Source organism: Salmonella sp. 741265116_PST, from assembly GCF_046567715.1.
GTDB classification, from domain to species: Bacteria; Pseudomonadota; Gammaproteobacteria; order Enterobacterales; family Enterobacteriaceae; genus Salmonella; species Salmonella enterica.
Map to the genome: position 1 here is coordinate 204,956 of NZ_JBKFPH010000001.1, position 18,951 is coordinate 223,906.

Annotated in this window: 15 protein-coding genes; 5 read left to right on the forward strand and 10 right to left on the reverse strand. The window is 54.5% G+C overall.

The features are described 5' to 3' along the window. Positions 1 to 666: 666 nt before the first annotated feature. The 5 genes from gltB (at position 667) to ACLD11_RS01050 (ending at position 10,503) form a co-directional block, all read left to right on the forward strand. Positions 667 to 5,127 carry a glutamate synthase large subunit gene (gene gltB, locus ACLD11_RS01030; RefSeq protein ID WP_023165834.1) on the forward strand — a complete coding sequence of 1,487 codons (4,461 nt, stop codon included), beginning with the start codon at positions 667 to 669 and terminating at the stop codon, positions 5,125 to 5,127. A 9-nt stretch (positions 5,128 to 5,136) separates the two neighbouring features. Further along, positions 5,137 to 6,555, forward strand: coding sequence for a glutamate synthase subunit GltD (gene gltD, locus ACLD11_RS01035; protein WP_411014416.1), 1,419 nt, complete (start codon positions 5,137 to 5,139; stop codon positions 6,553 to 6,555). 207 nt (positions 6,556 to 6,762) lie between these two features. Further along, positions 6,763 to 7,866: a PDDEXK nuclease domain-containing protein gene (locus ACLD11_RS01040; RefSeq protein ID WP_411014417.1), complete on the forward strand. Its 1,104-nt coding sequence runs from the start codon at positions 6,763 to 6,765 to the stop codon at positions 7,864 to 7,866. A gap of 116 nt (positions 7,867 to 7,982) precedes the next feature. Then, a complete protein-coding gene (gene codB, locus ACLD11_RS01045) occupies positions 7,983 to 9,236 on the forward strand; it encodes a cytosine permease (protein ID WP_023228165.1) in 1,254 nt (417 codons plus the stop codon). Continuing rightward, a complete protein-coding gene (locus tag ACLD11_RS01050) occupies positions 9,223 to 10,503 on the forward strand; it encodes a cytosine deaminase (protein ID WP_411014418.1) in 1,281 nt (426 codons plus the stop codon). Before codB ends, ACLD11_RS01050 begins: the two co-directional genes overlap by 14 nt. Positions 10,504 to 10,584: 81 nt before the next feature. Here the strand turns inward: ACLD11_RS01050 and nanQ are convergent, their stop codons facing one another. The 10 genes from nanQ to rpsI form a co-directional block, all read right to left on the reverse strand. After that, a complete protein-coding gene (gene nanQ, locus ACLD11_RS01055; RefSeq protein ID WP_411014419.1) occupies positions 10,585 to 11,052 on the reverse strand; it encodes an N-acetylneuraminate anomerase in 468 nt (155 codons plus the stop codon). Then, positions 11,049 to 11,924: an N-acetylmannosamine kinase gene (gene nanK / locus ACLD11_RS01060; protein WP_411014420.1), complete on the reverse strand. Its 876-nt coding sequence runs from the start codon at positions 11,922 to 11,924 to the stop codon at positions 11,049 to 11,051. Before nanK ends, nanQ begins: the two co-directional genes overlap by 4 nt. Then, a complete protein-coding gene (locus ACLD11_RS01065; RefSeq protein ID WP_411014421.1) occupies positions 11,921 to 12,610 on the reverse strand; it encodes an N-acetylmannosamine-6-phosphate 2-epimerase in 690 nt (229 codons plus the stop codon). The genes nanK and ACLD11_RS01065 overlap by 4 nt, the downstream gene beginning before the upstream one ends. A gap of 46 nt (positions 12,611 to 12,656) precedes the next feature. Beyond that, the gene (gene nanT / locus ACLD11_RS01070; RefSeq protein WP_000108071.1) at positions 12,657 to 14,147 is read right to left on the reverse strand and encodes a sialic acid transporter NanT; all 1,491 of its coding nucleotides are present in this window, start codon (positions 14,145 to 14,147) and stop codon (positions 12,657 to 12,659) included. Positions 14,148 to 14,262: 115 nt separating this feature from the next. Beyond that, entirely contained in the window at positions 14,263 to 15,156 is an 894-nt protein-coding gene (gene nanA, locus ACLD11_RS01075; protein ID WP_183059350.1) for an N-acetylneuraminate lyase, read from the reverse strand. Between the two features lie 134 nt (positions 15,157 to 15,290). After that, positions 15,291 to 16,082: a transcriptional regulator NanR gene (gene nanR / locus ACLD11_RS01080; protein WP_000382926.1), complete on the reverse strand. Its 792-nt coding sequence runs from the start codon at positions 16,080 to 16,082 to the stop codon at positions 15,291 to 15,293. A gap of 108 nt (positions 16,083 to 16,190) precedes the next feature. Beyond that, on the reverse strand, positions 16,191 to 16,691 hold the full coding sequence (sspB, locus tag ACLD11_RS01085) for a ClpXP protease specificity-enhancing factor (RefSeq protein ID WP_000366112.1): 501 nt from the start codon (positions 16,689 to 16,691) through the stop codon (positions 16,191 to 16,193). 5 nt (positions 16,692 to 16,696) lie between these two features. After that, complete coding sequence (gene sspA, locus ACLD11_RS01090; RefSeq protein ID WP_000257298.1) at positions 16,697 to 17,335, reverse strand: stringent starvation protein SspA; 639 nt, start codon at positions 17,333 to 17,335, stop codon at positions 16,697 to 16,699. A gap of 262 nt (positions 17,336 to 17,597) precedes the next feature. Beyond that, on the reverse strand, positions 17,598 to 18,350 hold the full coding sequence (locus ACLD11_RS01095; RefSeq protein ID WP_001739021.1) for a DUF695 domain-containing protein: 753 nt from the start codon (positions 18,348 to 18,350) through the stop codon (positions 17,598 to 17,600). A gap of 198 nt (positions 18,351 to 18,548) precedes the next feature. Continuing rightward, positions 18,549 to 18,941: a 30S ribosomal protein S9 gene (gene rpsI, locus ACLD11_RS01100; protein ID WP_000829815.1), complete on the reverse strand. Its 393-nt coding sequence runs from the start codon at positions 18,939 to 18,941 to the stop codon at positions 18,549 to 18,551. Positions 18,942 to 18,951 lie beyond the last annotated feature (10 nt).

Consider the following 18,951-nt stretch of genomic DNA (forward strand, 5'->3'; position numbering starts at 1 on the left):
GATAGACCGCCTCTTAAAAAGAGGCCAAAGCCTGCCATTTTTAGTCTCCTTTGGCGATGACCTGGATCAATCGTCCCGGAAGGCTTTTATCAGTTGCATAATCAAGCAAAATAAACGACATTTCATTCATAATCCCGCTGATGATTTTTCCTGATATTCCCCTCTTTTTTCAGCGTCTGCAGGGCCATCAATAAAAACAGTATCATTCAATACTGTTCACTCTCAAAACAGCATAAAATGCTAAGATTTTTGAAAAAGCAAGGTCAGATAACGCCTGGCGAGCGGCTCTTATAGTGAGACAGATCACAGGCTTTCTGTCGCTCCGTATTAGCAGCTCTTCTATAAAAAACCTTTTAATTTCAACAGATTCAAAAAGTTATCTGTGCTACAGCACACTTTTGCATAAATCAGTTTGCCATTTGACCTGGGTGTGGATTCCCGATAAGTTGGGGATCCGCTGGAAGCTTTCTGGATGAGCCGTCTGCTCATCATATTTATGCAGTAATTGAGATTCCCTCTTAACCGTATTTATCAATGCGCAAAGGACACAAAGAGGGCGAATGCGAGGTAAGCGTATGATGCGCCAGCCCCGTCGCCATGCTCTTGCTGTGCCCGCGCGCCGTCGGTTGGGAGAGCGTCCCGTAGAGCCTGGGGAGGTTCACTGATATGTTGTACGATAAATCCCTTGAGAAGGATAACTGTGGTTTCGGCCTGATCGCCCACATAGAAGGCGAACCTAGTCACAAGGTAGTGCGTACCGCCATACACGCGCTGGCCCGGATGCAGCACCGTGGCGCGATCCTTGCCGACGGTAAAACCGGCGACGGTTGCGGCTTGCTGTTACAAAAACCTGACCGTTTCTTCCGCATCGTGGCCGAAGAGCGCGGCTGGCGCTTAGCCAAAAACTACGCCGTCGGGATGATCTTTTTGAATAAAGATCCTGAACTGGCCGCCGCGTCACGCCATATTGTCGAAGAAGAATTACAGCAGGAAACCCTGTCGATTGTCGGCTGGCGCGATGTGCCAACCAATGAAGGCGTGCTCGGTGAAATCGCCCTCTCCTCTCTGCCGCGTATTGAGCAGATTTTTGTCAACGCTCCGGCAGGCTGGCGTCCGCGTGATATGGAGCGCCGTCTGTTTATCGCCCGCCGACGCATTGAAAAACGCCTGCAGAACGACAAAGATTTCTACGTATGCAGCCTGTCGAACCTGGTCAACATTTATAAAGGTCTGTGTATGCCGGCGGATCTGCCGCGCTTCTACCTGGATCTTGCGGATCTGCGTCTGGAATCGGCCATCTGCCTGTTCCACCAGCGCTTTTCCACTAACACCGTGCCGCGTTGGCCGCTGGCGCAGCCGTTCCGCTACCTGGCGCATAATGGCGAGATTAACACCATCACCGGCAACCGCCAGTGGGCGCGCGCCCGTACCTATAAATTCCAGACGCCGCTGATCCCGGATTTACAGTCCGCTGCGCCGTTTGTTAACGAAACCGGTTCGGATTCCAGCTCGCTGGACAACATGCTGGAACTGCTGCTGGCAGGCGGGATGGACATCATCCGCGCCATGCGCCTGTTGGTGCCGCCCGCCTGGCAGAACAACCCCGATATGGACCAGGATCTGCGCGCCTTCTTTGACTTTAACTCCATGCATATGGAGCCGTGGGACGGTCCGGCAGGCATCGTGATGTCCGACGGGCGCTTCGCCGCCTGTAACCTTGACCGTAACGGCCTGCGCCCGGCACGCTATGTCATTACCAAAGACAAGCTGATTACCTGCGCCTCCGAAGTCGGTATCTGGGACTATCAGCCGGATGAAGTGGTCGAGAAAGGCCGCGTCGGCCCAGGCGAACTGATGGTGATCGACACCCGCGGCGGACGTATTCTGCATTCCGCGGAAACCGATGACGATCTGAAAAGCCGCCATCCATATAAAGCGTGGATGGAAAAGAATGTTCGCCGTCTGGTGCCGTTTGAAGAGTTGCCAGATGAAGAAGTCGGTAGCCGCGAACTGGACGATGACCTGCTCGCCAGCTATCAGAAACAGTTTAACTACAGCGCCGAAGAGCTGGACTCGGTTATCCGCGTGTTGGGCGAAAACGGCCAGGAAGCCGTCGGCTCAATGGGCGACGACACCCCCTTTGCCGTGCTCTCCAGCCAGCCGCGTATTATTTACGACTACTTCCGCCAGCAGTTCGCGCAGGTCACTAACCCGCCTATCGACCCGCTGCGTGAAGCGCACGTCATGTCGCTCGCCACCAGCATCGGTCGCGAAATGAACGTCTTCTGCGAAGCGGAAGGTCAGGCCCATCGCCTGAGTTTTAAATCGCCAATTCTGCTGTACTCCGATTTCAAACAGCTCACCACCATGAGCGAGCATCACTACCGCGCCGACTGGCTTGATATTACCTTTGATGTCACCGAAACCACACTGGACGCGACGGTTAAGGCGCTGTGCGATAAAGCGGAACAGATGGTGCGTAACGGCACCGTGCTGCTGGTCCTCTCGGATCGCAATATCGGTAAGAATCGCTTGCCGGTCCCCGCGCCGATGGCGGTGGGCGCGGTGCAAACGCGTCTGGTAGAACAAAGCCTGCGCTGCGACGCTAACATCATCGTAGAAACCGGAAGCGCCCGCGATCCGCATCACTTTGCGGTACTGCTCGGCTTTGGCGCAACGGCCATCTATCCGTACCTGGCCTACGAAACGCTGGGGCGTCTGATTGATACCCAGGCCATCGCTAAAAACTACCGTACCGTGATGCAGAACTACCGTAACGGCATCAACAAGGGGCTGTACAAGATTATGTCCAAAATGGGCATTTCGACCATTGCCTCTTACCGTTGCTCCAAACTGTTTGAAGCGGTTGGGCTGCACGATGATGTGGTAAACCTGTGCTTCCAGGGCGTGGTCAGCCGTATCGGCGGCGCGAGCTTTGATGACTTCCAGCAGGATCTGCTGAATCTCTCCAAACGCGCCTGGCTGGCGCGCAAACCCATTAGCCCGGGCGGCCTGCTGAAGTACGTCCACGGCGGCGAATATCACGCCTATAACCCGGATGTCGTGCGTACCCTGCAACAGGCGGTACAGAGCGGCGAGTACAGCGATTATCAGGAATACGCCAAACTGGTCAATGAGCGTCCGGCGGCAACGCTGCGCGATCTGCTGGCGATACATCCAGACGGCGAGGCGGTGACTATCGACGAGGTTGAGCCCGCCAGTGAGCTGTTTAAACGCTTTGATACCGCAGCCATGTCTATTGGCGCATTAAGTCCGGAAGCGCACGAAGCGCTGGCGGAAGCGATGAACAGCCTCGGCGGCAACTCCAACTCCGGCGAAGGCGGTGAAGACCCTGCGCGCTACGGCACCAATAAAGTGTCGCGTATCAAACAGGTGGCCTCTGGTCGCTTTGGCGTGACGCCGGCCTACCTGGTCAATGCCGATGTGATTCAGATTAAAGTCGCGCAGGGCGCGAAACCGGGCGAAGGCGGTCAGTTGCCGGGGGATAAAGTCACTCCGTATATCGCTAAACTGCGTTATTCAGTGCCGGGCGTGACGCTGATCTCCCCGCCGCCGCACCACGATATCTACTCTATCGAGGACTTAGCGCAGCTCATTTTCGATCTCAAGCAGGTCAACCCGAAGGCAATGATCTCCGTGAAGCTGGTGTCCGAACCGGGCGTCGGCACCATCGCGACCGGCGTGGCGAAAGCCTATGCGGATCTGATCACTATCGCCGGCTACGACGGCGGTACCGGCGCCAGCCCGCTCTCTTCGGTGAAATATGCGGGCTGTCCGTGGGAACTCGGACTTGTTGAAACCCAGCAGGCGCTGGTCGCCAACGGTCTGCGTCACAAGATTCGTTTGCAGGTGGACGGCGGTCTGAAAACCGGCGTCGACATCATTAAAGCGGCGATTCTCGGTGCGGAAAGTTTCGGCTTCGGCACCGGCCCGATGGTGGCGCTGGGCTGTAAATACCTGCGCATTTGCCATCTGAACAACTGCGCAACCGGCGTGGCGACGCAGGATGAAAAACTGCGTAAGAACCACTATCACGGCCTGCCGTTCAAAGTAACCAACTACTTTGAATTTATCGCCCGCGAAGTGCGCGAGCTGATGGCTTCGCTTGGCGTGACCCGCCTGGTGGATTTGATTGGCCGCACCGACCTGCTGAAAGAGCTGGAGGGCTTCACCGCTAAACAGCAGAAGCTGGCGCTGTCTCGTCTACTGGAAACCGCTGAACCTCATCCGGGTAAAGCGCTGTACTGCACCGAGAATAACCCGCCGTTTGATAACGGTGTGCTGAATGCGCAACTGTTGCAGCAGGCGAAGCCGTTTGTCGATGCGCGCCAGAGCAAAACCTTCTGGTTCGACATCCGCAACACCGATCGTTCCGTCGGCGCGTCGCTTTCCGGCTACATCGCACAGACCCACGGCGATCAGGGGCTGGCTTCCGATCCGATTAAAGCGCACTTCAGCGGTACCGCAGGCCAGAGCTTTGGCGTGTGGAACGCGGGCGGCGTGGAGTTATATCTGACTGGCGATGCCAACGACTATGTCGGTAAAGGTATGGCAGGCGGTTTGATCGCCATCAGACCACCGGTAGGTTCCGCCTTCCTCAGTCATAAGGCCAGCATTATCGGCAACACCTGCCTGTATGGAGCCACCGGTGGCCGTCTGTACGCGGCGGGCCGCGCGGGCGAACGTTTCGGCGTGCGTAACTCCGGGGCGATTACCGTAGTAGAGGGCATCGGCGACAACGGCTGTGAATACATGACCGGCGGCATCGTCTGCGTGCTGGGTAAAACCGGCGTTAACTTCGGCGCGGGCATGACCGGCGGCTTCGCCTATGTGCTGGACGAAGATGGCGAATTCCGTAAACGCGTGAACCCGGAACTGGTAGAAGTACTGGACGTTGATTCGCTGGCTATCCACGAAGAGCATCTGCGCGGTCTGATCACCGAGCACGTGCAACATACTGGTTCGCAACGCGGCGAAGAGATCCTGTCCAGGTGGTCAAGCTTCTCAACCCAATTCGCGTTAGTGAAGCCCAAGTCCAGCGATGTCAAAGCCCTGTTGGGCCACCGTAGTCGTAGTGCGGCAGAATTGCGCGTGCAGGCGCAGTAAGGAATTGAAATGAGCCAGAATGTTTATCAATTTATCGACCTGCAGCGCGTTGATCCGCCGAAGAAACCGCTGAAGATCCGTAAGATCGAATTTGTTGAAATCTACGAACCGTTTTCTGAAGGTCAGGCGAAAGCCCAGGCGGATCGCTGTTTGTCCTGCGGTAACCCCTACTGCGAGTGGAAATGTCCGGTACATAACTACATCCCGAACTGGCTGAAACTGGCTAACGAAGGGCGTATTTTTGAGGCGGCTGAGCTATCGCACCAGACTAACACCCTGCCGGAAGTGTGTGGCCGCGTCTGCCCGCAGGACCGCCTGTGCGAAGGCTCCTGTACGCTGCACGATGAGTTCGGCGCGGTGACCATAGGTAACATTGAGCGCTATATCAACGATAAAGCGTTTGAGATGGGCTGGCGCCCGGATATGACCGGCGTGCGTCAGACGGACAAGCGCGTCGCGATTATCGGCGCAGGTCCGGCAGGGCTGGCGTGCGCCGACGTGCTGACCCGCAACGGCGTGAAGGCGGTAGTCTTTGATCGCCATCCGGAAATCGGCGGCCTGCTGACCTTCGGTATTCCAGCTTTCAAACTGGAAAAAGAGGTGATGACCCGCCGTCGCGAGATCTTCACCGGCATGGGTATTGAGTTCAAACTCAATGTTGAAGTGGGCCGCGACGTGGAACTTGACGAGCTGTTGAAAGAGTACGACGCGGTATTCCTTGGCGTCGGCACCTATCAGTCGATGCGCGGCGGGCTGGAAAATGAAAATGCGGACGGCGTATTCGACGCTCTACCGTTCCTGATTGCCAATACGAAGCAGATCATGGGGTTTGGCGAAACCAGCGACGAACCATATGTCAGCATGGAAGGCAAACGCGTGGTGGTGCTGGGCGGCGGCGATACCGCAATGGACTGCGTACGTACCTCCATCCGTCAGGGCGCAACGCACGTCACCTGTGCTTATCGTCGTGATGAAGAGAACATGCCGGGCTCCAGACGCGAAGTGAAGAACGCGCGCGAGGAAGGTGTCGAATTTCAGTTTAACGTTCAACCGCTGGGCATTGAAGTCAATGCCAACGGCAAAGTGAGCGGCGTAAAAATGGTGCGCACTGAAATGGGCGAACCGGATGCCAAAGGCCGTCGGCGGGCGGAGATCGTCGCCGGTTCCGAGCATGTGGTTCCGGCTGATGCGGTGGTGATGGCATTTGGTTTTCGTCCACACAGCATGGAATGGCTGGCGAAACACAGCGTGGAGCTGGACTCGCAGGGACGAATTATCGCGCCGGAACGCAGCGATAATGCTTTCCAGACCAGCAACCCGAAAATCTTCGCCGGTGGCGACATCGTGCGCGGTTCCGATCTGGTGGTGACGGCGATTGCCGAAGGCCGTAAGGCGGCTGACGGGATTATGAACTACCTCGAAGTGTAACCCTTCCGGCTCCCCGGTTGATGCCTTGTGCTGATGGCTGGGGAGCCGATATTCCTCTCCTCAATATCTCTCCTGCCGGTTCTGGAAACCCGCTCGTAAATCGAGATGTAATGCCATGTAAAATCCGTTCATGGATTGATCCGTTTACGCCTGAAGCGTATTGATAGCGTTCTAATTTCACAATGAAACTATCACGTAAGGGATGACATGACGAATCCAACTTTAGCGCCACAGTCTGATGAATATCAGCAAATCCATGACGGCATTATTCGTCTGGTCGATACGGCACGTACCGAGACCGTGCGCAGCATCAATGCCATTATGACTGCCACCTACTGGGAAATGGGCCGACGCATTGTCGAATTTGAACAAGGCGGTGAAGCCAGAGCTGCTTATGGTGAACAGCTAATTGATCGTTTATCACAGGATTTAAGCCAAAGATATAAACGAGGTTTTTCTGCCAGTAATCTATGGCAATTTAAAAAGTTTTATCTTTATTTTCAAAAAATTGAGATTCTCCAGACAGTGTCTGGAGAATCTCTCCATTTGGCGCAACTGGCTAAATCTTTCCCACTCCCCTGGTCGGCGTATGTCCGCCTCTTGTCGGTAAAAAATCCCGATGCCCGCACTTTTTACGAGAAAGAGACGCTACGTAACGGCTGGTCCGTACGGCAGCTCGATCGGCAAATCGCCACTCAATTTTACGAACGAACACTACTGTCCCACGACAAATCCGCCATGTTGCAGCAGCCTGCACCCGCCGAGCCAAACGTTTTGCCGGAGCAAGCCATACGCGACCCGTTCATTCTGGAATTTCTTAACCTGAAGGACGAGTATTCCGAATCAGATCTCGAAGACGCGCTGCTCAGCCACCTGATGGACTTTATGCTGGAGCTCGGTGACGATTTTGCTTTTGTTGGCCGCCAACGCCGACTACGCATAGACGATAGCTGGTTCCGCGTCGATCTGCTGTTCTTCCATCGTCGCTTGCGCTGCCTGTTGCTCGTTGACCTGAAGGTAGGCAAATTCGGTTATGCGGATGCCGGGCAGATGAATATGTACCTGAACTATGCCAAAGAGCACTGGACAATGCCCGGAGAAAACCCGCCAGTCGGCCTGGTTTTGTGCGCAGGGAAAGGCGCGGGGGAAGCGCATTACGCGCTGACTGGCCTGCCAAACACCATCATGGCGAGCGAGTACAAAGTGCAGTTGCCCGACGAAAAATTACTCACAGACGAACTTATTCGTTCGCAAACCATGCTGGAAACTCAACTCACACGCGGTGGTTCACTGACAACGGAGAGAAACTAGCGAACCATTAATACCATGAATAATTATCAAAAAAAATATCATACGAAAACGTTTGCTTTATTCTGAGAACTGTATATTATGCGGCGGATTTTTTGGGCAAAATTCATGGAGGCGTTGTGTCGCAGGACAACAATTATAGCCAGGGCCCCGTCCCTCTGGCGGCGCGGAAGGGCGTGATTCCACTGACATTTGTCATGTTGGGTTTAACGTTTTTTTCCGCCAGTATGTGGACCGGAGGGACACTCGGCACCGGTCTTACCTATCACGATTTCTTCCTCGCAGTTCTCTTCGGTAATCTCCTCCTCGGTATCTACACTGCATTTCTTGGTTACATCGGCGCAAAAACCGGACTCTCCACCCACCTCCTTGCACGTTACTCCTTTGGCGTTAAAGGCTCATGGCTTCCCTCGCTGCTGCTAGGCGGTACTCAAGTGGGCTGGTTTGGCGTTGGCGTAGCGATGTTCGCTATTCCGGTCAGTAAAGCGACGGGCATTGATGCCAATATTCTGATTGCCGTTTCGGGTCTGCTGATGACCCTGACCATTTTTTTCGGCATCTCGGCGTTGACCATTTTGTCTATCATTGCCGTACCCGCGATCGTTATTCTGGGCAGCTACTCCGTCTGGCTGGCGGTCAGCGGCGTGGGTGGGCTGGAGCATTTAAAAACGATAGCGCCGCAGACGCCGCTGGATTTTTCCAGCGCGCTGGCGCTGGTGGTGGGATCGTTTGTCAGCGCCGGTACATTGACCGCCGACTTCGTCCGCTTCGGGCGTCATGCCAAAAGCGCCGTACTGATTGCGATGGTCGCTTTTTTCCTCGGCAACTCGCTGATGTTTATCTTTGGCGCGGCAGGCGCTGCCGCCGTCGGTCAGGCGGATATCTCTGACGTGATGATAGCGCAGGGGCTGCTGCTGCCCGCGATTGTGGTGCTTGGCCTGAATATCTGGACCACCAACGATAACGCGCTGTACGCATCGGGTCTGGGCTTCGCCAATATTACCGGTCTTTCCAGCCGTACGCTGTCGGTGGTGAACGGGATTATCGGTACCGTGTGCGCGCTGTGGCTTTACAATAATTTTGTCGGCTGGCTGACGTTCCTGTCATCTGCCATCCCACCGATTGGCGGAGTGATTATTGCCGACTATCTGTTGAACCGCCGCCGCTATGCCGACTTCAACACCGTGCGCTTTATTCCCGTTAACTGGATTGCTATTCTTTCTGTCGCACTGGGCATCGCCGCCGGACATTATGTTCCTGGTATTGTGCCCGTCAACGCCGTACTCGGCGGCGTCTTCAGCTATATCCTGCTGAATCCACTTTTCAACCGCAGCCTTGCTAAATCACCAGAGGTCAGCCATGCAGAACAATAACATCACCATTCGTCAGGCGCGTCTGCAGGGACACGAAGGATTATGGCAGATTACGATTGAAAACGGGCGCTTTAGCCGGATTGAGCCTCAGGAAGCCGCATCGTTACCGCAGGGCGAAGTGCTTGATGCCGAAGGCGATCTGGCTATTCCACCGTTTGTTGAGCCACATATCCACCTGGATACCACGCAAACGGCGGGTGAACCGAACTGGAACCAGTCCGGCACACTGTTTGAAGGGATTGAGCGCTGGGCAGAACGTAAAGCAATGCTCACGCATGAAGATGTGAAAGCGCGCGCGATGCAGACCCTGAAATGGCAGATGGCTAACGGCATCCAGTACGTTCGTACTCACGTTGACGTTTCAGATCCTACGCTCACCGCGCTGAAAGCCATGCTGGAAGTGAAGCAAGAGGTTGCGCCGTGGGTAGACCTGCAAATTGTCGCCTTTCCGCAAGAAGGCATTCTGTCTTATCCCAACGGTGAAGCGCTGTTAGAGGAAGCCGTGCGTTTGGGCGCTGACGTTATTGGCGCTATTCCGCACTTTGAGTTCACGCGGGAATATGGCGTTGAATCGCTGCACAAAATCTTCGCCCTGGCGCAGAAATACGATCGCTTGATCGATGTGCACTGCGACGAAATTGATGACGAGCAGTCTCGCTTTGTCGAAACGGTCGCGGCGCTGGCGCATCGCGATGGCATGGGGGCGCGCGTGACCGCCAGCCACACCACGGCTATGCACTCGTACAACGGCGCGTATGCGTCACGCCTGTTCCGCCTGTTGAAAATGTCGGGGATTAACTTCGTCGCCAACCCGCTGGTGAATATTCATCTGCAAGGACGGTTTGACACTTACCCGAAACGTCGTGGCGTCACGCGAGTGAAAGAGATGCTGGAAGCGGGGATCAACGTCTGCTTTGGCCATGATGACGTCTTCGACCCGTGGTATCCATTAGGCACGGCAAATATGCTGCAGGTGCTGCATATGGGGTTACACGTTTGCCAGTTGATGGGGTATGGGCAAATCAACGATGGGTTAAATCTGATCACTACCCACAGCGCAAAAACCCTGCATTTACAGGACTACGGTCTGAGTGTCGGCAATGCCGCGAATCTGGTTATCTTACCCGCTGAGAATGGATTCGATGCGGTACGTCGCCAGACGCCTGCCCGTTACTCGATTCGCCACGGGCGGGTAATTGCCGAGACGGTGCCGAGCCAGACGACGCTGCACCTGACCCAGCCGGAAGCCGTGACGTTTAAGCGTTAACCCGTCATACCCGCGCTCTCCGGCACATTCGCCACGCAGCCCGTAAGGGGCTGCGTTCGGAAGACTGTTCCGGCAAGAGATTCAGGCCACCAGCAGACTGGCGCGTACTTTCACTACCACTTTCTTGATGTCATCCGGCTCACCCACTGCACATCCCGGTTTATGCGGTTCTCCCGGCATAAACACAGCAAACGTCCCCGCTTGCAGCGTAATAGTCTGCTCGTCGGCAATTTGACTACAAAGCTGGTAATCCTCGTCAACATGCATCTCCTCGCACTGGCGAGCGGCACCGGACATCCCAAACGCAATACGCTCGACGCCGGTTAGTAGTAGCTGAATATCAATGTATTGTTCATGCAATTCCGCTTTCTTCTCTGCCGGCATTTGCGTCGTTAACTGCATTACATTCATAAAGATATTGTCGCCCTGCAATTCATAGCGCCCCGGCGCTTTCTCCTGCGGCCTTGCCGCCAGCGCGAGAGTCAAGGCATCCAGCAGTCGCGGATGCAACCCGCAAGAAGGCAACGACTGTACTTCCCCCATCATCATAATGTGTCTCCTTGAGCTAACAAAGCAGCGCCTAATAATCCTGCGTCATGCCGATAGTGAGCGGCGCTCAGTGCCACGTGATAAGGCGCAGGCTCTTGCATCAAAAACGCGCGAACCTGCTCCAGGTATCCCTCAGCTAACCCTACGCTGCCGCCAATAACCACACACTGGCAGTTGGTAATCGCTTTCACATCGGCGATCATCCGCGCTATTACCTGCGCGGATTGGCTTACCAGATGTCGCGCCTGCCGATGACCTTCGCCAGCGCGAATAAACAGGGTTTTGGCGTCGCATCCCGCCAGATCGTCCCGCGCCGCCGCGGCCATCCCTCGTCCGGAGGCGATGGCCTCTACACAGCCAACGCGTCCACAGCCGCATACGGGCCCGTGTGGGTCCGCCAGGGTGTGTCCCAGGTGCCCGGCCAGACCGCCTTTTCCGGTAAGGAGCTTGCCGTCGCAGACAACGCCGCCGCCAACGCCTGTTGAAACGGTGATAAATACCATATCGCGGATATCATCAGGGAGCGCGTGATACTCCGCCCAGGCCGCCGCCTGCGCGTCGTTCACCGCCAGCGTCGGCAGACCTGCGATCGTTTCCAGTGTTTGTACTAACGGAAAGTGTAGCAAGCCGCCCAGATTATGGGGGTTTAGCGCCAGCAACATCCCTTCCTGAATGATCCCGGTAGAAGCTATCGCTACCTGACGCGCCTCTGCCCGTAGTGGTTCAACCAGCGCCTTTAATGCTTCACGTAACGCATCCGGCGTTTTGCTTGCGGGGGTCGGCAGCTCGCGACGCTGGCTAATGCGCAAGTTTTTGTCGATGAGCGCGGCGGCAAGTTTAGTACCGCCAATATCGATTGCTAACGTAGTCATGACGCCGCCTTTTTTAATGCGTCGTTATACCATCCACAGATATGTTCCAGACGGGTAATGGCGGACCCCACCGTCACCGCCCATGCGCCATAGCGGATCGCCTCCGCCGCCAGTGCTGGCGAGTTATAGCGCCCTTCGGCTATTACCCGGCATCCGGCGTCATGCAACGCTTTGACTAAGGGCAGATCGGGGTCCTCCGGCGTATCGGAGGTGGTGTAGCCGGACATTGTCGTGCCGATAATGTCCGCGCCTATCCGTTGGCAGGCAAGACCATCGTCCACGGATGAGCAGTCGGCCATCGCCAGTAGATGGTGGTGATGAATGCGCGCCAACAACGCCTCAACGGCTACCGGCCGTTGCCGAGCGGTTCCATCAACGGCGATAATATTTGCGCCGGCCTGCGCCAGCGCATCTACATCGTCGAGAAAAGGGGTAATGCGCACTGGAGACTCATCCAGATCGCGTTTGATAATGCCGATAATGGGTACCGAAACGAGCGAGCGGGCCACACGCAGGTTGTCTATGCCTTCAATACGCACCGCAACCGCGCCCGCCTGTTCCGCCGCCCACGCCATTGCCGCTACAATCTCCGGCTTATCCAGCGGACTGCCCGGAACGGGCTGGCAGGAGACAATCAGGCCGCCAGAAGCGGCAATATTTTTATCCAGTTGTTCAAGTAACGACATACTACTCCCTTACAAATATTGCCCGGTTTAAAACCGGGCAAGCGGATTAACTTTTCGTTTTTACAAAGGCACCTTTACCACTGCCAAGCGGTACGGCTCCGCTGAACGGTTTGTCGTCGATAGCATCGTGGGTGCGTAACGCTTCCGGACGTAGCCAACGCTGTACGCGAGACGGCATATCAAGCCCAATAAGCAGGATCACGACAAACGTCAGGCTGAAAGAGAGCGATGCCAACGCAGTGCCCAAATCCAGACGTTGAGCGATCAGCGCTCCCAGGATCGGCGCCAGCGCGCCGCCGAGCGCGCCGACGTTATAAGTAAAGCCCAGCCCCGCCGCGCGCTGATCGGTATCGAAGTAACCGCCGATCAGTTTCGGCAGAATCCCGGCAATCCCCTGCCCCAACATCTGTTGGAAAAACAGTAGCAGACCCAGAACCCAGACGTTTGTGCCGCCAATCGCAAAGACCGGAATAATGAGGATTTGCGAGGCCAGCAGGCTACAGACATAGGCTTTACGGGTTCCCAACCAGTCGCCAAGAAAACCGCCTACGCAGCAACCAACCGCCGCGCCAAATCCGCTAAAGAACAGGACATTCGCCACCGTATGCGGATCGTAGGCCAGCTCGGTTTTCAGATAAGTAGGTAATAGCGCCTGAATCGGCCAGGAATAGAGGAAAGCAAACAGTACCACCAGCATCAGCATGACGCCAGTGGGCCAGCGTTTACCGCTGCTCTGCACCATAAAACTGATAAAGATAACCGCGCACAGTAGTCCCAGCCCCGCCACAATCGCAGCATTTTGTAGGTTACCGGCAAAGCAGAACCACAGCGCAGCGGCGGCGGCGAAGGTCATTAAAATGTTGATGATGCGATGTTCGCCCCGATAAAGAATGTCGACCATCGTGCGTACCGGCGCTTTACCCGCGTGTTTCTCTTTCCAGTCTTCCGCTTCCGGAATGTTTTTCCGCAGCCAGAGGGCGAAGATAATTGGCAAGATGCCAATGAAAAACAGCGCGCGCCAGCCCCAGACAGGCACCACCAGGCTGTACACCTGCGCGGCAACGACCGCGCCGACGGAGAAGCCGGAAATCAAAAAACCGCTGGCTTTATTGCGTAAATGTTTTGGCCAGCTTTCAATCACATAGGTCGCGCTGGAACCATATTCGCCCGCCATGCCCATACCAATCACCAGTCGGGCGATGAACATGGTGGTGTAACCGGGCGCAAACCCGCAGGCCAGGGTTCCCACCGAAAACAGAATGATGCTGCTGACCATCGCCAGACGACGCCCATAGCGATCGCCCATCGCGCCCAGTAATAACCCGCCGAACCAGCGAGAGATAAAAGCTGCAGAAATCAGGCTTGCCGCCTGTACCGTCGTCAGCCCAAATTCGCTTTGTACCTCAGTCAGTACAAGAGCAATCAACACAAAATCAAAACCATCAAGCAGATATCCCAGCCAGGCAGCGGAAAATGCCCGCCACTGCGCCCGGTTGAGATGGCGATACCACGGGATGTTCTGGGTAGAAGTACTCATTTTACTCTCCCGACGATTTTTGTTGTCGTTATGCCGAATGGCGGCTCCGCCTTATCCGGCCTACTGTTCGCACTGTTGTAGGCCGGGCAAGCGTAGCGCCCCCGGCATTATGCTGTTACGCCTTTTCTTCCATCAGTTGTTGAGCCAGCGCCTTGAGCTCCGGCAAGTATTTTTCATCAACAGGCGCGAACGGTTTACGACACAGCGGCACCGATACCACGTCCATATAATGCAGGACCGTTTTCAGGCCGCGGAATACGCCGGTTTTAATCAGTAAATCAATAACCTTATTGCACTCGGTTTGCAGACGCTGCGCTTTCGCCACATCGCCCTCACGTAATGCCTGCACAATCCCCTGATAACGCCAGCCCATAATGTTGTATGTGCTGCCGATACCGCCGTCCGCGCCCGCCAGCAGGCCGGAAGCGAAGATTTCGTCATAACCGTTGTACAGCACCAGATCCGGATGCGCGCGGCGGATCTGCTCCATCTGGAAGAGATCGCCAGAGGTTTGCTTCAGCGCGCTCACGCCCGGTAATGTCACCAGCGTATTGATCTGATCGAGGGTAAGTTTTACGCCGCTTAACGCCGGAATGTTGTATACCACCATCGGCAATCCATCTGCGGAATCAATGATTGCCCGATAATGGTCACAGTGCTCTTCAAAACTGAAAGGGTAATAAAAAGGCGTCACCGCAGAGACCGCATCAAAACCGTAACGCTTTGCGGCGCTGGCAAGCTGCTGGCTTTCTGCGGTGCTTACCGTCCCGACATGGGCGATCAACGTGATTTTTCCCTTCGCCTCTTCGGCGACAATCTCCAGTACTTGCTCTCTTTCAGCAAGGTTCTGTACGAATGCTTCCCCGGTGGAACCGCCAACGTACAGCCCGTCGATACCCTGCCCGATGTTAAAACGCACCAGACGGCGCAGGCTTTCGCTATCCAGTTGCTGCTGATGATCAAATGGGGTCAACAACGCCGCCATTACGCCTTGCAATGCTTTTGCCATACCTACCTCTACGGATGATGAATATATTAACTACCTACCTTTATACCTGTTATACCAGATCAAATAAGCAGCAAATAATACAGAACGCTTATAGTGCGATCTGCTTCACTAAACTGGGATCGGAGGTGCGATCGCTACCGCATTTTTTGACTTTTTTTACCGAGCGCGTGCCAGGTAGCGGAAACGCTATTGAGGTGGGTTTGCAGAGCGCGATCCGCTTTATCGGGATCTCGCTGGCGAATAGCATCAACAATCACAATATGCTGTTGATAACTCACGTTATTATGTTCATGCAGCTCACGATCGGGAACGCTTGGGCGAGCGGCGATTAGCCAGTCCAGCAGAGCAACATGAATAGCCATAAAGATCGGATTGCCGGGAATTTCAGCCAGCACCCGGTGAAACTCGACATCCGAACGAATAAACAGCGCGTTGTCATCCAGCGACTGGCTATTAATTTCCAGCGCTTTCGTTAACAACGCGATCTGCTCGTCGGTGGCATGTTCCGCCGCATAGCGCACCAGGCTGGATTCAAAGAAAAGCCGTAGCTGTTCAAAGTGAGCGATGCCGCCAGGATGAGTAAGAAAATCTTTCGCCATACCCGACAGTTCGCTGATGATGGTATCAGCAGAGGGGCGCGAGACGCGGGCGCGTTCGCCGTTATTGATTTGCACCAGACCTTTACGCTTCAGCGCAGCTAACGCTTCACGCACGGAGGGACGTCCCACATTGAAGAAGGCCATTAATTCACGTTCAGACGGTAGCTGTTCTCCCTCGCCAAACTCATGACGGCGGATCATCTGCTCCAGCTCCTCCTCAACCATTTCAGACAGTTTTTTACGCGCCAGCGGACGGCGGCGCAAACTACGCCCGAGGGATGTCGGAGAATCTTCTGCTTGCGAATCAAATGCGTTCATAACGTCCATTCATGAGTGGTCGGTGGCAAATAATAGCAAACTTATCGTAACACAGCTTCAAAAGCAGGGTGAACCCGCGAGGAGACCAAACAAAACAGGCCCTTCAGGGCCTGTTGATTATTTTACTACGCGCAGCGCCGGACGTCCGCCACGCGGCGGAGGCGGCTCGTCATCAGGACTACTGTCGTCATCGTGGTCGGGCTTATCGCCATCAATGACGGACATCACGGTCTCGCTTTCCGCGCCTGCGGTATTGTCATCATCATTTAAGCTGACAACGTCTTCATCATAGGCGGCTTCAGGCTCAAACATGGTGCCTGCGCCGTTTTCACGGGCGTAAATCGCCAGCACCGCAGCCAAAGGCACAGAAACCTGACGGGGAACGCCGCCGAAGCGCGCATTAAAACGCACTTCATCATTAGACAGCTCCAGATTACCTACCGCCCGCGGCGCAATATTAAGGACGATTTGCCCATCGCGCGCATATTCCATAGGGACATGCACGCCAGGCAACATCACATCCACCACCAGATGCGGGGTCAACTGGTTATCCAGCAACCACTCGTAGAAAGCACGCAACAGATAAGGACGACGCGGCGTCAACTGTGACAAATCCATACAGGTTAACCCCGACCGAGGCGCATTTCACGTTCAGCTTCGGTTAAAGAAGCCAGGAAAGAATCACGTTCAAAGACGCGGGTCATATAGCCTTTCAGCTCTTTCGCCCCTGCACCGCTGAATTCAATACCCAACTGCGGTAAACGCCACAGAAGAGGCGCCAGGTAGCAATCAACCAGGCTGAATTCGTCGCTCAGGAAATACGGTTTCTGACCAAATACCGGCGCAATCGCCAGCAGCTCTTCACGCAGTTGTTTACGCGCAGAGTCGGCCTCGGAAGCAGACCCGTTTACGATGACGTTCATCAGCGTATACCAGTCTTTTTCAATACGGTGCATGTACAGACGGCTTTCACCGCGCGCGACCGGATAAACCGGCATCAGCGGCGGATGAGGGAAACGCTCATCCAGATATTCCATAATGATGCGAGATTCCCACAGGGTCAGCTCACGATCCACCAGTGTCGGAACGCTTTGATTCGGGTTGAGGTCAATCAGATCCTGAGGTGGATTGTCCTTTTCCACATGTTCGATCTCAAAACTAACACCCTTTTCAGCCAGCACAATGCGGACCTGATGGCTATAGATGTCAGTAGGACCAGAAAACAGCGTCATTACCGAACGTTTGTTGGCAGCGACAGCCATGAAAACCTCCAGGTATATTCAGAATTTTTACTGCTACCAGCCACAATGTGACCAGCCAGATGTTATGTCACCCAGGGCGAAAAAAGCCATCATTGCTCAGAAACGAGACAAAAAATGAACATTCCCCGCTATTTGGGCAGAAAATTGGATGATAGTTTACCAGATTTTGTGACCTTTGTGGTGAGTCGATTCTGGAATTGGGGAAAAAGAGATATTCCTGGTCTGAAATGCTCGCCCCACCTGAGATATTGTCTTTCGCCTGTTATGCCTGTACTACCGGTGCGCCCCAGCCATCAAAACTGCCGCCATGTTTTTCAGCCAGATCGGTAAGCTGGCAAGTGATTTCTGTCATATGCCATTGTTGCGGAGCATCGGTGCTGATAAAAGACGCCATAAACCCCTGTTGCGGGTCATTCATTCGAATACTGACCAGCGTTATGCCATACGGTAATGCAGCAATATCTTGCGCCAGGTCGCGCGCTGCGACCTCTGTAGGCAATGTCGCATAATAATCAATAGCGCGCGGAAGCGTCAGATCATCACCTTGTTCCTGTAATCCCCGGCACACACGGGAATCGTGTATCCAGTTCCAGTCGTATCGGGTTGGATACAAGAACTGGCGGTAAAAGTTTCCTTTATCATTGTGACTCTCTCTATAACTAAAAGAGATTTCCGGGCCACCAGCGAGCAATTTATCCAGCGTCTTTTCCCAGTTAAGATCCTCTTCCGACATGAACACAAAATCGCGCCAGCCTTGTTGGGTAACCACACCCACCAGCCAGATCGGAAACGTCTTCCCCTTTTCATCAAGCCAGTCCTCTATACGATTTAAACTCTGTGTTTCATCGGGCTGCGGTAAACCATTTTCATAACAGTTGGTGTAATGAACACGTAAGAACCCGGTATGGATAAGGCGATCAAATTTTTCATCCTGAATGGCGCCGATATCCACACGTATACCCGTAACATGGTCATCCACCGTTGTTATAAAGAATTCCCATTTATTCGACAGCATTAACGACTCTTTCTTAGTAAACAATGAGTTAAAAAATCCCACTGTGACTTCCTTTTCTCTGAGCGTGCATGAAAAATGAATAAGATGAGAATAATGCTAAAGATAGGGAGGAAAAGAGACTGGATTCGGACTTTAGCCATAAAAAAACCCGCCGAAGCGGGTTTTTCGCTAACAGTTGTCTGCCGAAGCAGAAACCCATTAACGTTTGGAGAACTGCGGACGACGACGTGCTTTACGCAGGCCGACTTTCTTACGTTCAACCTGACGAGCGTCACGAGTAACGAAGCCAGCTTTACGCAGTTCGCCACGCAGGGACTCGTCGTACTCCATCAGAGCGCGGGTGATACCGTGACGGATCGCACCAGCCTGACCAGAGATACCACCACCTTTAACAGTGATGTACAGATCCAGTTTCTCAACCATGTCGACCAGTTCCAGCGGCTGACGAACTACCATGCGGGCAGTTTCACGACCGAAGTACTGTTCCAGAGAACGTTGGTTGATAACGATTTTACCGTTGCCCGGTTTGATGAACACGCGAGCTGCGGAACTTTTGCGGCGACCAGTGCCGTAGTATTGATTTTCAGCCATTGCCTATAAT

Coding starts and splice junctions, on each gene's coding strand:
- sspB (WP_000366112.1), bottom strand. CDS start 16,691: ATGGATTTGTCACAGTTGACGCCGCGTCGTCCTTATCTGTTGCGTGCT.
- nanQ (WP_411014419.1), bottom strand. CDS start 11,052: ATGATGATGGGGGAAGTACAGTCGTTGCCTTCTTGCGGGTTGCATCCG.
- rpsI (WP_000829815.1), bottom strand. CDS start 18,941: ATGGCTGAAAATCAATACTACGGCACTGGTCGCCGCAAAAGTTCCGCA.
- nanT (WP_000108071.1), bottom strand. CDS start 14,147: ATGAGTACTTCTACCCAGAACATCCCGTGGTATCGCCATCTCAACCGG.
- gltD (WP_411014416.1), top strand. CDS start 5,137: ATGAGCCAGAATGTTTATCAATTTATCGACCTGCAGCGCGTTGATCCG.
- ACLD11_RS01065 (WP_411014421.1), bottom strand. CDS start 12,610: ATGTCGTTACTTGAACAACTGGATAAAAATATTGCCGCTTCTGGCGGC.
- nanR (WP_000382926.1), bottom strand. CDS start 16,082: ATGGACGTTATGAACGCATTTGATTCGCAAGCAGAAGATTCTCCGACA.
- nanK (WP_411014420.1), bottom strand. CDS start 11,924: ATGACTACGTTAGCAATCGATATTGGCGGTACTAAACTTGCCGCCGCG.
- gltB (WP_023165834.1), top strand. CDS start 667: ATGTTGTACGATAAATCCCTTGAGAAGGATAACTGTGGTTTCGGCCTG.
- sspA (WP_000257298.1), bottom strand. CDS start 17,335: ATGGCTGTCGCTGCCAACAAACGTTCGGTAATGACGCTGTTTTCTGGT.
- ACLD11_RS01040 (WP_411014417.1), top strand. CDS start 6,763: ATGACGAATCCAACTTTAGCGCCACAGTCTGATGAATATCAGCAAATC.
- ACLD11_RS01095 (WP_001739021.1), bottom strand. CDS start 18,350: ATGCTGTCGAATAAATGGGAATTCTTTATAACAACGGTGGATGACCAT.
- ACLD11_RS01050 (WP_411014418.1), top strand. CDS start 9,223: ATGCAGAACAATAACATCACCATTCGTCAGGCGCGTCTGCAGGGACAC.
- nanA (WP_183059350.1), bottom strand. CDS start 15,156: ATGGCAAAAGCATTGCAAGGCGTAATGGCGGCGTTGTTGACCCCATTT.